Source organism: Stenotrophomonas sp. G106K1 (assembly GCF_037969685.1).
Lineage (GTDB): Bacteria > Pseudomonadota > Gammaproteobacteria > Xanthomonadales > Xanthomonadaceae > Stenotrophomonas > Stenotrophomonas lactitubi.
The window spans coordinates 343,814-359,782 of the sequence record NZ_JBBPFR010000001.1 but is presented as its reverse complement, the minus strand read 5'-3'; the positions used below and the strand labels follow the sequence as shown (position 1 = coordinate 359,782).

The following is a 15,969-nucleotide window of genomic DNA, read 5'->3' as shown; positions in this document are numbered from 1 at the left end:
GCTACTGGCGCTCGTAGATGGTAACCAGCTCGTCTCCGGCGTCGGATCGACTCAGCTGGTAGAGGTCGTTCCACTGCGCTGCGTTCGGGCGTGGATCCACACCGGGCGGCGGCAAACCCTGCAGGCGAGCATCTTCGGCAAGCGCACGCAGGAACTCACGAGACTGGATCTGCACCTGCTTCGGTGACGCCATGGCGTCCACATCGGCCATTACGGTATCTATCAGGTACTGCACGGTGTGATCTCCCAGCGCCAGTGGCACCTCCAGGCGAGCTCGAAGTACGCCGGCACTATCCCGATTCGTAGGTCCAAATCGCTCCTCGTAGAGTGCGCGCTCGGCAACCGCACCTTGTTGATAGGCATACAAAGCACCATGAGCACCGGCATCGAAATGTTGACTCATGGCCAGCATGTACTCACCACGCTTTTTGAATGCGGAGCCCGCTATCGTCAAGAGCATCGGATCGCGGGTTCCTGCCAGTTGTCGCGGATCGATCGACTCTGCCAGTGCCAGGTCGGCAGCTTTCGGGTAGTGATGGCGATCCATCCATGCCGCCTCTTCAACCGACAGCGCGATCAGACGGGGATCGCCCGCAAATGCCTCCCGCGCCGTCAGTGTGCGCTGCTGAGGTGGTTTCTTCATGGATGCCAGGGCTTCCGCGTCACGATGCGCCTTGATCCCTGCCATCGCGTCGCTGTAGGGCTGCAGGAAATGATCCCTATGATCTGCGGATTGCAGCGGATCGACATCCTCACCGACATATGAATCCAGCAGCCACAGTCCGCCACCGCAGGTCAGGACCGCCAACAGGCTTGCAGCCTTCCAGGTGAACTTCATGGTCAGCTCCCGAACCCGAGATGATCGCAGTAGTTCTTGAAGGCAGCACTGGATGTACGGCAGGCCGCGTCCATCTGCGACTGGTCATAGGCCGGCTGGGAAGTCCAGGGCTCGATCCACTCCCACTGCAGAAACCTTGCATACGCCGTGGCCTGGCCTATCACGAATACACCGAATGCCGGGAATGCCCCGCCCAGCTTCTGCTGCCCATCCGCGATCATGTCCTCCCGAAGGCGTTCATCGCATTGATGCTTGTCATTGCCATGGGTTCCGTAACACATGTCATGCGCATCACAAGCGGCCTTGAACATCGCTCCGAACGCGGCCGCACCGCCCTGCAAGGCCCCTGGGGCAACCAGAAAATCCGGCACCGGCACGCCCCCCGCCGTGCCACAGCCATTCACCGACAGAACCGGCGGGTTGTAGAGATCGCAACCTTGACCGTGCCACGCGTAACTTGGGGCATCGGTACACCATGAGATCTTGTGATACTCGTCGCGCGGATCGGACGAACCGTCACCACCGCCCCAGCCTCCACCAGCTCCCCCCCCGCCCGGGCTGGGAAAGATGGGCGGATAGACCCAGCATCCCGAATCGGTGCAGGTACTGGTTCCAGCCGTTGCGACGTCGGCAACGGCGACGCTTCCCAGACCAACAATGCTGGCCACGACCAGCTTCAACGCGTGCGATGCGTTCATTGACGATCTCCTCCTTGAAGGGCCACTCGGTAAGCAGGGGATCCCCTGCGCCAGTCGCTTCTGCGCGACGGAGAGAGCTTAGGAGGTGCTTCGTGGGCCCTGTATCGGGAAACGTCCATGCTTCGGCCAAGGGTTCCGCTCGTTGGCGCAACGCTAGGGGAAGGGTCGCACTTCCCTGCGCGCGACATGTACGCGAGCCATTGCCCATTGCGCGAGTATCGATTCGGCGCACTGTCGCTGCATGCACCATCGTCTCAATGGATCGAATGCGCTCCTCACAATTGGAAACTGGGGGAATCGCGACGATGCATTCGTATTCGACATTCGATGTCATTCACGGCACTTGCCCGCGGCCAATGAAAACGTTTTCATGTGTATGCCCCTCTGGAGCCTTCCTCGCGCATGACGCCGTCTTCTCCCCGCGCCCAGCAGCACGCGACCCGCGCTGCGTTCTTCATTCCCGGCTTTGCCACCGCTGCCTGGGCACCGATGGTGCCCTTCGCCAAGGCCAAGGCCGGGTTGTCCGATGCCAGCCTGGGCGGGCTGCTGCTTTGCCTTGGCCTCGGCTCGCTGCTGGCGATGCCGCTGGCCGGTGCGTTGACCGCGCGCCTGGGCTCGCGCCGCTTGATGATCGCGACCACGGCCTTGATCCTGCTCGCCCTGCCACTGCTGACGCTCGCCCCCACGCCGCTGGCACTGGGAGCAACGCTGTTCGTGTTCGGTGCGGGTGTGGGCGCAATGGACTGCACGATGAATATGCAGGCGGTGGCCGTCGAGCGCGATGCGGGCCGCCCGATGATGTCCGGCTTCCACGCGTTCTACAGCATCGGCGGCTTCGTCGGCGCCGGCTGCATGACCGGGCTGCTGGTTCTCGGCACGCCCCTGTGGCTGGCGTCATTGGTTGCCGTGGCGGCGATGCTGCTGGTGGCCCTGTTGTCGGCACCGCACTGGCGCCCGCAGCGCATTCTGCATGACGGCCCGATGCTGGCCCTGCCGCACGGCGTGGTGCTGTTCATCAGCGTGCTCGCCTTCGTGGTGTTCCTGGCCGAGGGTTCGATGCTGGACTGGAGCGCGGTGTTCCTGGCCGAAATACGCCACGTGCCGCGCGACCAGGCCGGTGCCGGTTTTGCCGTGTTCACGCTGGCGATGACGGCGATGCGCCTGTTCGGCGATGGCATCGTCGAGCGCCTTGGCCGCACCCGCACCATCGTCATTGGCGGCATCACCGCGGCAGCCGGTTTCGCGCTGGCCACGCTGGTGCCCTCTTTCGCCATGGCGCTGGTCGGCTACGTGCTGGTGGGCCTGGGCTGTGCCAACATCGTGCCCGCCCTGTTCTCGATGGCCGGCCAGCAGCGCGCGATGCCGGAGAGCATTGCGATCACCGCAGTCACCACGCTGGGCTACGCCGGCATCCTTGCAGGCCCTGCAGCGATCGGCGCGCTCGCCCATGCCACCAGCCTGGGCTTTGCCTTCCTGTGCGTGGCAGCGATGCTGCTGGGCGTGGCGGCATCGGCGCGTTCGCTGGCCCGCCGCCTGCCCTGAAGGCTCAGCTGCGCGCTGGGGTCTTTGCCGGTGCACCGACGCCGTGTACCAGCCACTCGGCCTGGGCCGGCAACTGCGGCGCTGGGCACGCGGACTTCGGGTGGTGTTCGTCGCGCGCCATCCAGTCGTCGACCACCCCGGCCAGCAGGTCCAACCGCAGCGGCAGGGTGATGTGATCTTCGCCGCGCATCTCTATGTAGTGTGCACGCGGGTTGGCCTGCGCCAGCGCACGTCCCTGGCTGACCGGAATGTGCTGGTCGCCCTGCCCGTGCAGCAGCAGCACGCAGGCACGGGTATCGGCCAGCGCGCGTGCCACGTCCACCTGGTCCAGGTCCACGTCGATGCGGCGGCTGGCGGCGGCCACCACCTGGTTGATGTCCTGGCTGCCGTAGCGCCAACGTGCATACGAAGCGATCGCCTGCGCCTTCAACCCTTCCGGCTGCAGGGCCATCAGATGCGGAATCATGGTTCGGATCGCTACGCCGGCATTGGCGAACGATTCCATCGCCACCACGCCGGCTACCTGGTCGCCCAGCTTGTCGGCGGTGAACAGGGCGGTGGCCGCGCCATAGGAAACACCGAACAGGTACAGCGGACCGGTCACTTCGCCGCGCGCGCGCAGTTCGGCGATGACATCCACCACATCGTCCGATTCGTAGGTGCCGTAGCCGGAGGGACCGGCGCCGGACTGGCCATGGTTGCGCAGGTCCAGGGTGATCACGCGGTAGCCCGACTCGGCCAGCTGCAGCGACCATGGCAGCATCGAATCACCGTTCATCATCCAGCCGTGCAGCAGCACCACGGTGCCGCGCGGTGCCTGCGCGCGGAACGGCTGCGGTACGGACAGGCTCAACCCGGTATCCAGCGGCAGGCCGTTCTGGTGCTGCTGCGGCAGGTAGTGGTAGCGCGCACCGTAGTCGCCCGGATCGAAAGCACGCCAGAAGATCGGCACGCCATCACGGCCCGGGGCGAAGCCATGCCGGTTCGGCAGCGCGGCCACAGCTGCGGCGATACGCGGTTGATCAAGCAGGGTCGAGACGCCACCGGGCGCGATCAGGCGGTCGCTGAGCGAGGTGGACGAGGCCGTCATCGAGGAAGAGCATGCAGCCAGCCACAGGCCGGCGCACGCCAGCAAAAGCAGCAGCAGGCGCTTCATGGGCAGTCAGGGGAAAAGTGCGACAGCGTGGCAGGTTAGCGGCCGCGCCCTGCGCCATCTATCGCAGCTGGATGACGGGTTAATGACAACGCAGGATCGATTCAGCTTGTCACAATGTCGCGACGGGCCAGAGCATTGATCCGGATCAATGAATGCCATCGCACGAGTGGCCACAGTGCCGGCATGCGCATCCCGTTCAAGCTCGCCATTGCCCTGGCCGCCACCTTGGCCGCCGCCTACGGCATCGCCCGCAGTACACCGTACTGGTTCGCCCCGCGGCAACAGGCCGAGGTCGATATCCACGACCCGACCCTGATCGAGCAGGGCCGGTATCTGTCGCGTGCTGCCGACTGCGCCGCCTGCCATACCGCACCGGGCGGCAGGCCGTTCGCCGGCGGCCTTGGCATGCAGACCCCGATGGGCACGCTGTACTCGACCAACATCACACCGGACACGGAGACCGGTATCGGCGCATACGACTATGCGGATTTCGAGCGCGCGGTGCGGCGTGGCATCCGCCATGACGGCCAGCCGCTGTATCCGGCCATGCCCTACGCCTCGTACGTGATCGCCAGCGATGCCGAGATCAAGGCGCTGTATGCCTACTTCATGGGTGCGGTGCAGCCGGTCCGGCAGGACAACGCCGACAGCACGATTCCGTGGCCGGCAAACATGCGCTGGCCGCTTGCCTGGTGGCAGCTGTTGTTCGCACGCCCGCGCAGCTTCAGCCCTGATCCCACCCTGGATGCCGTCCAGCAGCGCGGCGCCGAACTGGTTGAAGGCCTGGCCCATTGCGGCGCGTGCCATACCCCGCGCGGGCTGGCCTTCCAGGAAAAGGCGATGGCCGACGATGGCAGCCGCCAGTTCCTGTCCGGCTCGGTGCTGGAAGGCTGGTACGCGAAGAACCTGCGCAATGAACAGACCGGCCTGGCCAGCTGGAGCGAAGCCGAAATCGTCGAGTTCCTGCGTACCGGCCGCACCGATCGCTCCGCGGCTTTTGGCGGCATGGCCGATGTGGTCGAGCACAGCACACAGTACCTGTCCGACGCCGATCTGCTGGCGATGGCGCGGTACCTGAAGCATCTGCCGGCCCGCGAAGGGCGCAGCGCGCAGTGGACGCCGGGCACCGACACCACTACCGTCGCACTGCGCGGCGGCGACTACCGGGTGGCCGGTTCGCTGGCCTACGCCGAACACTGCCAGGCCTGCCATCGCGCAGATGGCCGCGGCATGCCGCGGGTCTACCCTGCCCTGGCCGGCAACTCCATCGTGTTCGCCGATGATCCCAGCTCGCTGGTGCAGGTAACCCTGATTGGCGGGCGTACACCGCACACGCCGCATGACCGGATGGCGTTCACCATGCCGGGCTTCGAGCAGCTGCCCAATGCGCAGCTCGCCGACATCCTCACCTTCATCCGCAACAGCTGGGGCAACCAGGCCAGCGCGGTCAGTGAACTGGACGTGGCGCGCATGCGCCGGGTGGTGCGTGACAAGCCGGTGCATGTAGTCCCGCAGGAGACGGCGCAATGAGGCGTTCGAAGAAGCGTTCGACAGCGTTGATCGCCAGCGCGGTGGTTGCGGTGTTGCTGGCCGGTGCCGGCACGCTGCTGTACCAGCACCTGTACCCGGACCTGGACGTGGAAGTGGCAAGGACCCTGGACATCCTCGACGGCCACGGCCAGGTGGTGGGCCAGTACCACGTGCCCAGTGCCGAGGAGATCGCCAGCCTCGGCAACGCCGACGCGGTGATGTTCGGCCGTCGCCTGCTCAACGAGACCGCACGCCTGCTGCCGGACAACGTCGGCAACGATCTGAACTGCAATTCCTGCCACATGGCCGAGGGCAAGCGACCGTTCGGCAATCATTACTTCAACACCGGCGGCGGCAGCTACCCGCGCTACATGCCGCGACCGGGCAGGGAAATCGGCTTGGCCGAGCGCATCAACGGTTGCCTGCAGCGTTCGATGAACGGCAAGCCGCTGGCCAAGGATGCACCGGAGATGCGTGCGATGCTGGAATACATGGCGTGGCTGAGCCGCCCGGTACCGGAGGGTGCGCGCGTGGCCGCGCCCAGCGAAGGGCCGATCGACAGCACGCTGACGCCGGACCCGATACGCGGGCAGGCGCTGTATGCCGCGCAGTGCGCCGCCTGCCACGGCGACAACGGCGAAGGCCAGCGCGATGCCAGCGGCGATATCGCGTTCCCGCCACTGTGGGGCGAGCGCAGCTTCAACATCGGTGCCGGCATGGCGCGGCTGTACAAGGCCGCAGGCTTCGTCAAGCACAACATGCCGCCGGCGATGACCCGTGACCCGCCACTGGGCCAGCAAGTGATGCCCGACCAGGACGCGGTGGATATCACCAGCTACTTCATTCACCAGCCGCGCCCGGACTTCGCCGGCAAGGCCAAGGACTGGCCACGCGACCCGAAACCGAAGGACGCGCGCTACTGAGGAACGCCGCCGGTGTTGCCGGCCGTCACACAACACACTCCCTGCATCTGCGCGTCACCGCCATGTCATCGGCGCTGCCGACACTCCCGGACTTTCCTCCCCTGAAGGTCCGGTTTCGATGCGAACGATTGCGCGCTTTCCCCGTATCTCGCTGCTTGCCCTGCTGATTGCTCCCGCACTGGATGCCCTGGCTGAAGCACCGCAGGGCGATGCAACCGATACGCGAAGCGCCGACGCGCGGACCCTGGACCAGGTGCAGGTGATCGGCCAGGCCACCAGCTATGCCAAGACCTCGGTGCGCCAGGAAACCTTGAACCGGCAGACCGTGTTGAGCAGCGTCAATGGCGCGCTCAACGAAGTGCCCGGCGTGGTCGTCAGCGAAGCCGATGCCACCGGTTCCTCGGTGTGGGGCACGCAGATCAGCATGCGCGGCTTCGTCACCAACCGCGATACCCAGCAGATCGGCACCACCATCGACGGCCTGCCCAATGGCGGTTCCGGTTATGGCGGCGGTTCGCTGGCCAACCGCTACATCGACACGCTCGACCTGGAAACGGTGGAGGTGAGCCAGGGCACGGCCGATATCTCCTCGCGCTCGAACGAAGCATTGGGCGGCACCCTGAACTTCATTACCAGCGATCCACTGCAGGAGCAGCGCCTGCGCATGGTGGTGGGTGCCGGCGATAATGAAGCGCGCAAGTACTACGTCCGCTACGACACCGGCTTGCTGGGCGGACATACCCGCGCGTGGATCAGCGCATCATCGGCGCGCGTGCATGACTGGATCGATGGCACCGGCCACACCAGCAACGACAACATCGCCGGCAAGTTCATCACCGAACTGGACCGCTGGACCCTGACCGGCTACCTGTCCTACAACGATGCCGACGAGCCGGAGTACACCAGCGTTTCACCGAAGGGGTTCGCCACCAACCCGGACCGCGACGGCCTGGTCGGCACCCTGACCGGCATTCCGTATCTGGACCAGAACTACCGCTCCGGTTCACGCGCGCTGCGCGAGAACACCTTCGGCTACCTGCGCGCAGCCTTTGATGGCGGCAACGGTTTCAAGGCCTCGATGGCCGCCTACGGGCACCGTATGCAGGGCCGCGGTGACTGGCTGCCGCCGTACCTGGCCGATGTCAGCGACGATGGCGCCGGTCGCCCGCAGTCGGAGTACCTCGGCGGCAGGACGGTCTACGGCGGCAGCAACCGTGGCCAGATCTACTTCGTGGACCCCGATGGCAGTTCCGCCCAGCGTCTGGCCAACTGCACGCCGCGACTCGGCTTCAGCGCCGAGTACGACCCCAACTGCTACGCCGGCAATGTGCAGGGCGCGCAGTCCTACCGCCATTCCCACTACGACAACGATCGCATGGGCGTCACCGCCGACGTCGAATGGCGGCAGACCTTCGGCGCGATCGACAACACGATCCGCGGTGGTCTGTGGGTGGAGAAACTCGACCGTTCCGTGCGCCGCGACTGGCACCGCCTGCTCAACGTCGGCCAGGACATCGCCTTCGACCACCAGCCCTACTGGGTGCAGTTCGAGGACAAGTACAAGGTCGATGAGCAGATGTACTACGTCGAGGACGTGGCCCGCTTCGGCCCCTTCAGCGCACGCCTCGGCGTAAAGCAGTTCTTCGTCGACCAGTCCCGTCGCCGTGTGATCGGCGCCGCCGAGAATGTGAAGTCCGATTCGAAGTCCGATCCGCTGCTGTCCGCCGGCTTCACCTGGGCCCCGGGAATGGAGGGCATGGAGCTGTTCGCCGGCTACTCGCAGAACTTCGCGGCGATCCCCTCCGGCGTGCTGGGTGAAACCGATCCGCAGCGCTTCCGCAACGTCGAACCGGAAACCGCCGACAACATCGAACTGGGCATGCGCATCAGCCGCTGGCCGCTGACCGCTTCGGTCACCCTGTACAACATCAAGTTCGACAACCGCATCGTCTACCTGCCGGCCGGTCTGGTCAGCGGCATCGACTACCTCGGCGAGACCGATGGCGTCTACGAGAACTTCGGCGGCGTGGAGAGCAACGGCCTGGAAGCGGCCTTTGGCTACGGCTGGGACAATGGCTGGCGCATCAATGCCGCCTACACCTACAACCGCTCCAAGTATCTGGGCAGCGGCAACGACGCGCGCGACAAGCAGTTGGGCATCGTCGACGGCGCCAAGGTGATCGGCCAGCCCGAGCAGATCCTGGTGGTGTCGGCCGACTGGCAGGGTGAGAACTGGAACTTCGGCCTGTCCGGTCGCTACCTCGGCGAACGCTACCTGGATGCGGCCAACGTCAACAAACTGCCTTCGGCTACCGTGTTCAACGCCAACATCGGCTTCGACCTGCAGGGCCTGTCGCCGCGCCTGAAGGGAATGGGCGCCAACCTGGTGGTGAGCAACCTGACCGACAAGCGCTATCTTGCAGGGGTGGACGGCCGCGACAACGCCTTCATCGGCGCCCCGCGCACCGTCGGCATCTCCTTCCGCGTGGACTTGTGAGTGTGACCCTGTGACTGATACCGGCCGACGCCGACTGTTGCAGGCCGGCGTCGCCGCCGGCCTTTCGCCGCTGCTGCCCAGCATAGCCCGGGCAGCAGCGATCGCCCCCGCCTCACGCACGCGCAGCCTGCAGGACCTGCAGCACATCGTGGTGTTCATGCAGGAGAACCGTTCGTTCGACCACTACTTCGGCACGTTGCCGGGCGTGCGTGGCTTCGGTGACCGTTTCGTTGCGCCGGCATCGCCGCTGCCCGGTGGTGACCACCCGCGCAGCCTGTGGCTGCAGCCCGATGCCAGCGGCCAGCGCGCGATCGCCCCTTTCCCGTTGGATACTGCTGCGCACTTCGGCTACATGCGGGTGGAAGGCACGCCCCACACCTGGCCGGATGCACAGCAGGCGTGGGACCACGGACGCATGGCGCACTGGCCCAAGGCCAAGCGGAACCATTCGATGGGCTACTTCCAGCGCAGCGACATGCCGTTCCAGTTTGCCCTGGCCGATGCGTTCACCCTCTGTGATGCCTACCACTGCGCGATGCAGGCCGGCACCAACCCGAACCGTGTGTTCCTGTGGACCGGCCACAACGATGCCCAGGCCCGCGCTGGCGGCCCGGTGATCGCCAACTCGCACGACAATTTTCCCGAGCAGGGCGGCTATCCGGACTCGTACCGCTGGACCAGCTATGTCGAGCGGCTGCAGCAGGCCGGCGTGTCCTGGCAGATTTACCAGGACATGGCCGACAACTTCACCGACAACCCGCTGGCCGGGTTCGAGGCCTTCCGCCAGGCGCACCGCGGCGACCCGGGGCATGATCCGGAGCTGCGCGCACGCGGCGTCAGCACCCGTGGACTGGCGCAGCTGCGCGAGGACGCGATCAGCGGCCGCCTGCCGCAGGTCAGTTTCATCATCGCCGATGCAGCCGGCAGCGAGCATCCAGGGCCCTCCAGTCCCGCGCAGGGCGCCGCCTACACCGCACGCGTGCTGGATGCGCTGACCGCCGATCCCGAGGTGTGGAGCCGTACCGCCCTGCTGTTGATGTTCGATGAGAACGATGGCTTCTTCGACCATGTGCCGCCGCCGGCACCGCCCTCCCCGCAGGGCGATGGCTGGGCCGGTGCATCGGCGGTCAGCACCGAGGGCGAATACCACCGCAACCCGGCGCCGGGCGACGAGAAATACGATGCCGCCGAGCTGCGTGGTCGCCCCTATGGACTCGGCCCGCGCGTCCCGTTGTATGTGATTTCACCGTGGAGCCGTGGCGGCTGGGTCGACTCGCAGGTGTACGACCACACCTCGGTGCTGCGCCTGATCGAGCGCCGCTTCGGCGTGGCCGCGCCGGACATCTCGCCGTGGCGGCGTGCGGTCTGCGGTGACCTGAGCAACGCCTTCGACTTCGCCCAGCGCGACACGCGCCCCTTCGTCAAGGCGCTGCCCGATGTCACCGCTGTCGCAGCGCGCGCCGCCGCCCTGCCCGGCCGTACCGTGCCTGCGCTGCCCGATGGCCTGCATCCGGCCCGCCAGGAGCCGGGCGCGCGTCCGGCGCGGGCACTGCCCTATCGGCCGCAGGTGCAGGCCACGTCGGTGGATGGCGAGGGCCTCACCCTGCAGCTGGCCAGCGACGGCGCCACGGCCGTGCTGCATGTCTACGACCGCCTGCGCCTGGACGCCATCCCGCGCCGTTACACCGTGGTACCGGGTGCCCCGTTGCAGGATCGTTGGCCGCTGGATGCACAGGGTCGTTACGACCTCTGGCTGCTGGGGCCGAATGGATTCCATCGCCACTATCGCGGCGCTGGCACGCTCGCACCCTTGCATGCACAGGTGGAGCGCGCCGACGGCCAGCTGCGGCTGGTGCTGCGCAATCCATCGCCTTCAGCTCGGAAGGTCCAGGTGCAGGGCGGTGCCTACGCGGGCCACATGCCCGTACAGGAACTGCAGCTGGTGGCCGGCGCGGAAACCGTATTGGCCTGGGACCCGACACCAACCGCAGGCTGGTACGACCTGATCGTGCATTCGGAGGGCGTCGAGCAACGCCTTGCCGGTCGTGCCGAAGATGGCCGCCCTGGTACGAGCGACCCCGCCATGGGCACCGCACCGTTGCGCTTCGAACACGGCTGAACGCACTTCCGTAGCGCCGGGCGCTTGCCCGGCGCTACAGGGCAGGACAGCAGGCTCACGCCTCCTGCAACCCCGGTCGGCCGTGCTCCACTGCGTAGCGCTTCCAGCTCTGCAGCGTGCCGTTCGGCCGCATGACCGCATCAAGCGTCTTCATGTCACCGATCCAGGTATCGCGGGTGACATCACACAGCACGTAACCACGCTTGTCCGTCGTCGCTTTCAGGTGGGGGCTGTGCCGCAGCTGGTTCTCTGCATACGCATCCACGCCCTGCCCGTCGGCGCCCGAGCTGATCGAGGTCGCCAGGAACTCGCTGGAAATCACCCCGGAATCGGCATTGTCCTGCACCAGGTCGCTGGCATAGTGGCGGTGCGCATCGCCACAGGCGGTCACCACGTTGCCGAAACCAACCCTCTGGATGTGATCGAGCAGGCGCCGGCGGCTGCACAGATAACCGGACCACTGGTCATCGGAGGACTGCACCACGCCGTCCTTCTCGCGCATGTAGTTGCCCAGTGAGACCTGGTGCGCGATCGCGTGCCAACGCGGCGCGGCATCGGCCAGGCCATCGAACAGCCATTGCTCCTGCTTCGCACCGACAATGCTGCGCTCGGCAGATTCCACCTGTCCGCGCTGCGCCGTGTCCACCTGCTTGCTGCGGTACTGGCGGGTATCGAGCAGGTGCAGGTCCAGCAGCGTGCCGTAACGCGCGCGACGGAACATCTGCATATGACCATCGCGCGGGAACGACGAAGCACGCAGCGGCATGTTTTCGTAGTACGCCTGGAATGCCTGTGCGCGGCGCAGCAGGAACAGTTCGCTGGGCGTACCGTCCTGGTCTTCGGCCCCCGCCCAGTTGTTGTCCACTTCATGGTCATCGAACGTCACGAACCACGGTGATGCGGCATGCGCGGCCTGCAGGTCCGTATCGGTCTTGTACTGCGCGTAGCGGCGGCGATAGTCGTCGAGCGTATAGGTCTGTGGGCCAACGTGGTCGCGCAGGTTGGTGAACGGCTGACCGTTCATCTTCCGCACGCCGGGCTGGCTTTCGCCCTCGTAGATGTAGTCGCCGTAATGGAACACGAAATCGAGTGGTTCCTCGGCAATATGTCGCCACGCCGTGTAGTGCCCCTCCTCGAAATGCTGGCAGCCGGCCACCGCGAAGCGCACGCGCTTGATCGGCGCGTTCGCCGCAGGCAGGGTGTGGGTGCGCCCGATCGCACTGGCATGGCCTCCCACGGTGAAGCGGTACCAGTACGGCCGCCCAGGCAGCAGGCCATCCAGCTCCACGTGCAGCGCATGGCCCAGCTCGGGGTGGGCCAGCGAGGTTCCCTGCCTCACCACCTTGCGCATGGCCTCGTCAGCGGCCACCTGCCATCCCACCACCATCGGCCGGGTGGGCATGCCGCCACCGAACACCAGGGGCTCGGTGGCCAGCCGCGTCCACAACACCATGCCGTCGGCTGACGGATCACCGGATGCCACGCCGAGGGTGAACGGCGTACTGGCAAAGCGCGGTGAAGCCAGCAGATTGCGTGGATTCAACGCCGCCGCATCGTTCTGCGCGGCCAGCGCGCGGGCGGTCCCGGCCCACGCACCCAATGCCGAAAGACCCGACAGGGCAAGGAAGCGCCTGCGATTGATCGTATCCAAGACGACCGCCCTCAGTTGTAGATGATGTGGAAGTAGAAGAAGCGACCGTAGTCATCGATCTCGGTGCGGAAGCGTCCGTTCGGACCGGTGCTGTAGGTTGGCTGGGTATTGAACAGGTTCTTCGCCTCGTACTTCAGCGTCACGTGCTTGCTGACCTTGTGGCTGAAGGCCAGATTGAAGGTCATGTACGGGTCGTAGTACGAGTCCAGCCACTGGGTATCGCCGAAGTCGACCAGCATGCGGCTGCGGTAGGTACCGGACACACGCAGCTGCGAGCTCTTCCACGGCATGCGCCAGATCACCGAGCCGTTCACCGACCAGTCCGGCTGGTACAGCAGGCGGTCCAGGCGGCGCTCGCTGCCATCGCTGATGCGATAGTTGGTCTGCCCATCCAGGCGGGTGGCATTGAGGTACATGTCGAAGCGGTGGCGGCCCCACTGCAGATTGCGGTTTGCCACCGCGAACTCGACACCGCGCAGCGTCGACTCATCGGTGTTCATCGGCTGGGTGACGCGATAGCGGACGTCGCCGATGTTCTCGAACGTGGTCAAGGTATAGATGTCGTCCTTTATCACCTTGTCGAACAACGCGACCGACACCAGGCCGTTGTTGCCGTTGAAATACAGGTCCCAGGCCAGGTCGAGATTGGTCGAGCGGCGCGGCTGCAGCGAGGCATTGCCCTGCTTGATCGTGCAGAAACCTCCGCCCAGCTCGTCATCGCCACAGCTGGTGCTGGTGGCCTGGGCGATGTTGCTGGGTGTCGGCCGCCCCAGCGTGCGGCTGGCGGAGAAGCGCAGGCGCTGGTTCTCGCTCAGCTTGAAGGTCGCATTCAATGACGGCAGCAGGTTGTTGTAGCCGCCACTGCTCTTGCGGAATGCCGACGTGTAGGTGGTACCGCCATCATCGCTGAACGGGCTGAACGCATCGAAGGTGGTGTGGTCATAGCGCAGGCCACCAATCAGCAGCAGCCGGTCCCAGGCGTAATGCGCCGAGACGTAGGCATTGGCGATGTCTTCCACGTACTTGTAGTCGCTGGTGAAATCGGCATTCGGGTAGGCCGCATCGTTGTTGCCCAGCTTCGGGTACAGCTCGTCATGCCACTTGCGGTTGTCGATCAACGGGAAGCCGGGGACGCTGCCCAGCAGGGTCGAACCCGGGTACAGATAGTCGTTCAGGGTCGCGCTGGTCTTGTAGTAATCGAAATCGATGTCCTGCCAGATCTTCAGGTGGCGATACTCGGCACCGGCGGCGAGACCGAAGCCGCGCGCATCGGCATCGATGTTGTAGCTGAAGTCGGCACGCAGGTTGTCGATGCTCTCCTTGGCGTCACGCGGCGAGATGTAGGCCTGCGCGGGATTGAGCTTGAACGCCGAGCTGGTCAGCAGACTGGAGTCCGAGACGCCCACCGCGTTCGGAAAGCCATGGCTGTCGTTGGCATAGTCGACGAACAGGTTGCTCGGGTACGCGCGTACGCCCCAGTAGACCTGGGTGTTGTGGAAGGTCTCCTCGGTGTGGCCGGCGCGCAGGGTCAGCCGCGAAAGGTCGCCGATATCCCAGTTGAAGCTGGCGATCGCACCGCGGTTGCTGCGGTCCCAGCGGTCATGGCGGTTCTTGATGTAGATGCTGTTGATCTGGGTGGTGCCGCCGTCCTCGGTCTGGTTGCGTATCGGGAACTTGGCATTGCCATACAGATCGGTCTTGTTCATCGTCGAGTTCTCGTAGAACCGGTACGAGTACAGCAGCAGCGAGGCATAGAACGGATCGTCCGACGGCTTCCATTCCAGCTTGGCCGAGCCACCGAAGTTGGTGATGTAGTTGGTGTAGGTGCCGGTGCTGAAGTTGCCCGGCGCGCGCAGGCCGTTCCAGCCTTTCGCCTCGTCCGGGCCGGTGGTTCCATCGGTGAGGTACTTGCCGGCATCGTTGTAGTAATAGTTCGATTCCACCCAGCGCTTGACGCTGTTGCGCGAACGCTGTTCATAGCGCGCGACAGCGACGATGCCGAACTGATCATCGGCACCGAACTGGTTGGAGAACACCGCTTTGGCGCTCTTGCCGAAGTGGCCCAGGGTCTTGTGGTCGCCGCCCGCGCTGCGCCCTACGTTGGTCTCGGCCGTGGAATAGATGCCGGCCAAGTCGGCGAACACATACTTGCCGGAGCGATCAAAGGCACTGCGGCTGATGATGTCGATCACACCACCAATGGCATCCGGTGCCTGCTCGGCGCTGAAGCTCTTGTAGATGTCCGTGCGGGTGCCGATGTCGCTGGGAATCAGCTGCAGGTTGTTCATGCGCTCGCCGGAGCCACTGCCGCCCACGCTGGCGATCGCAATGCCGTCGATGGTCGTGTAGTTGAGATTGGCCTGCACGCCGCGCACGGTCACATAGCGCGGTTCGCCCGCGTCTTCCACCGCACTCAGGCCGGGCGCGGCCATCAGGCTCTCGGCCAGCGTCTCGTCGCCGTAGCTGTCCATCTCATCGTAGATCACCGAATCCTTGATCACCGGCGAGGTTTTCTTCTGATCGATCACCTCATGGGCGGCGATCACCTTGATTGTTCCCAGCGTCGGAGCGACCACGGCTTCCGGCTGCTGCGGCGCCGGTGCGGCGGGCCTGGTTTCGCGCTGGGCCGGTGCCGCATCGATGGCGATCACGTTGCCGTCCAGCACCGTGTAGCGCAGGCCGGTGCCGGCCAGCAGGGTGTCCAGCGCCTGCTTGACGGTGGCTCCCCGCGGCACCGCGCCCGCCATCGGTGCATTGCCCGCTCCGGCATACAGGAACTGCACGCCGGAGCTGCGTGACAGCTGCTCCAGTGCCTGGCTCAAAGGCTGCGCGGCGATCGCTGCAGTGACCCTGGTCTCAAGGCCGTTGGACGCCGCCTGCGCATGCGCGCCCAAGCAGGGAGACAAGGCCAGTACCACCGACAGATAGAGCTTCTTGCGCATCACGGTTCCTTGCAGGAGAGAGGACTGCTGCTACCGCGTCGGCATTCGACAGCGGCTTCTCCCAAGTAAGAGC

General features: G+C 65.5%; 10 protein-coding genes. 5 read left to right on the top strand and 5 right to left on the bottom strand.

Features of this window, described 5'->3' with window-relative positions; translation table 11 throughout:
* Position 1 precedes the first annotated feature (1 nt).
* Positions 2-838 carry a hypothetical protein gene (locus WKB25_RS01725; protein WP_340568357.1) on the bottom strand — a complete coding sequence of 279 codons (837 nt, stop codon included), beginning with the start codon at positions 836-838 and terminating at the stop codon, positions 2-4.
* Between the two features lie 2 nt (positions 839-840).
* Complete coding sequence (locus tag WKB25_RS01720) at positions 841-1,536, bottom strand: hypothetical protein (protein WP_340568355.1); 696 nt, start codon at positions 1,534-1,536, stop codon at positions 841-843.
* A 402-nt stretch (positions 1,537-1,938) separates the two neighbouring features.
* On the opposite strand from WKB25_RS01720, the gene WKB25_RS01715 reads away from it, so the two are divergent.
* The gene (locus WKB25_RS01715; protein ID WP_340568353.1) at positions 1,939-3,078 is read left to right on the top strand and encodes an MFS transporter; all 1,140 of its coding nucleotides are present in this window, start codon (positions 1,939-1,941) and stop codon (positions 3,076-3,078) included.
* A 4-nt stretch (positions 3,079-3,082) separates the two neighbouring features.
* Here the strand turns inward: WKB25_RS01715 and WKB25_RS01710 are convergent, their stop codons facing one another.
* Entirely contained in the window at positions 3,083-4,234 is a 1,152-nt protein-coding gene (locus tag WKB25_RS01710) for an alpha/beta fold hydrolase (RefSeq protein ID WP_340568351.1), read from the bottom strand.
* Between the two features lie 183 nt (positions 4,235-4,417).
* Between WKB25_RS01710 and WKB25_RS01705 the strand changes: the two genes are divergently transcribed.
* From WKB25_RS01705 to WKB25_RS01690, 4 genes are all read left to right on the top strand, one after another.
* A complete protein-coding gene (locus WKB25_RS01705; RefSeq protein WP_340568349.1) occupies positions 4,418-5,764 on the top strand; it encodes a cytochrome c in 1,347 nt (448 codons plus the stop codon).
* The gene (locus WKB25_RS01700; protein ID WP_340568347.1) at positions 5,761-6,687 is read left to right on the top strand and encodes a c-type cytochrome; all 927 of its coding nucleotides are present in this window, start codon (positions 5,761-5,763) and stop codon (positions 6,685-6,687) included. Before WKB25_RS01705 ends, WKB25_RS01700 begins: the two co-directional genes overlap by 4 nt.
* 118 nt (positions 6,688-6,805) lie before the next feature.
* A complete protein-coding gene (locus WKB25_RS01695) occupies positions 6,806-9,184 on the top strand; it encodes a TonB-dependent receptor (RefSeq protein WP_340568346.1) in 2,379 nt (792 codons plus the stop codon).
* Between the two features lie 10 nt (positions 9,185-9,194).
* Positions 9,195-11,303 carry a phospholipase C, phosphocholine-specific gene (locus tag WKB25_RS01690; RefSeq protein ID WP_340568344.1) on the top strand — a complete coding sequence of 703 codons (2,109 nt, stop codon included), beginning with the start codon at positions 9,195-9,197 and terminating at the stop codon, positions 11,301-11,303.
* Between the two features lie 55 nt (positions 11,304-11,358).
* Here the strand turns inward: WKB25_RS01690 and WKB25_RS01685 are convergent, their stop codons facing one another.
* Complete coding sequence (locus tag WKB25_RS01685) at positions 11,359-12,954, bottom strand: alkaline phosphatase D family protein (protein WP_340568343.1); 1,596 nt, start codon at positions 12,952-12,954, stop codon at positions 11,359-11,361.
* A gap of 11 nt (positions 12,955-12,965) precedes the next feature.
* Positions 12,966-15,896 (bottom strand): TonB-dependent receptor, encoded by a 2,931-nt coding sequence (locus WKB25_RS01680; RefSeq protein WP_340568342.1) that lies wholly within the window; start codon positions 15,894-15,896, stop codon positions 12,966-12,968.
* Positions 15,897-15,969: the final 73 nt, after the last annotated feature.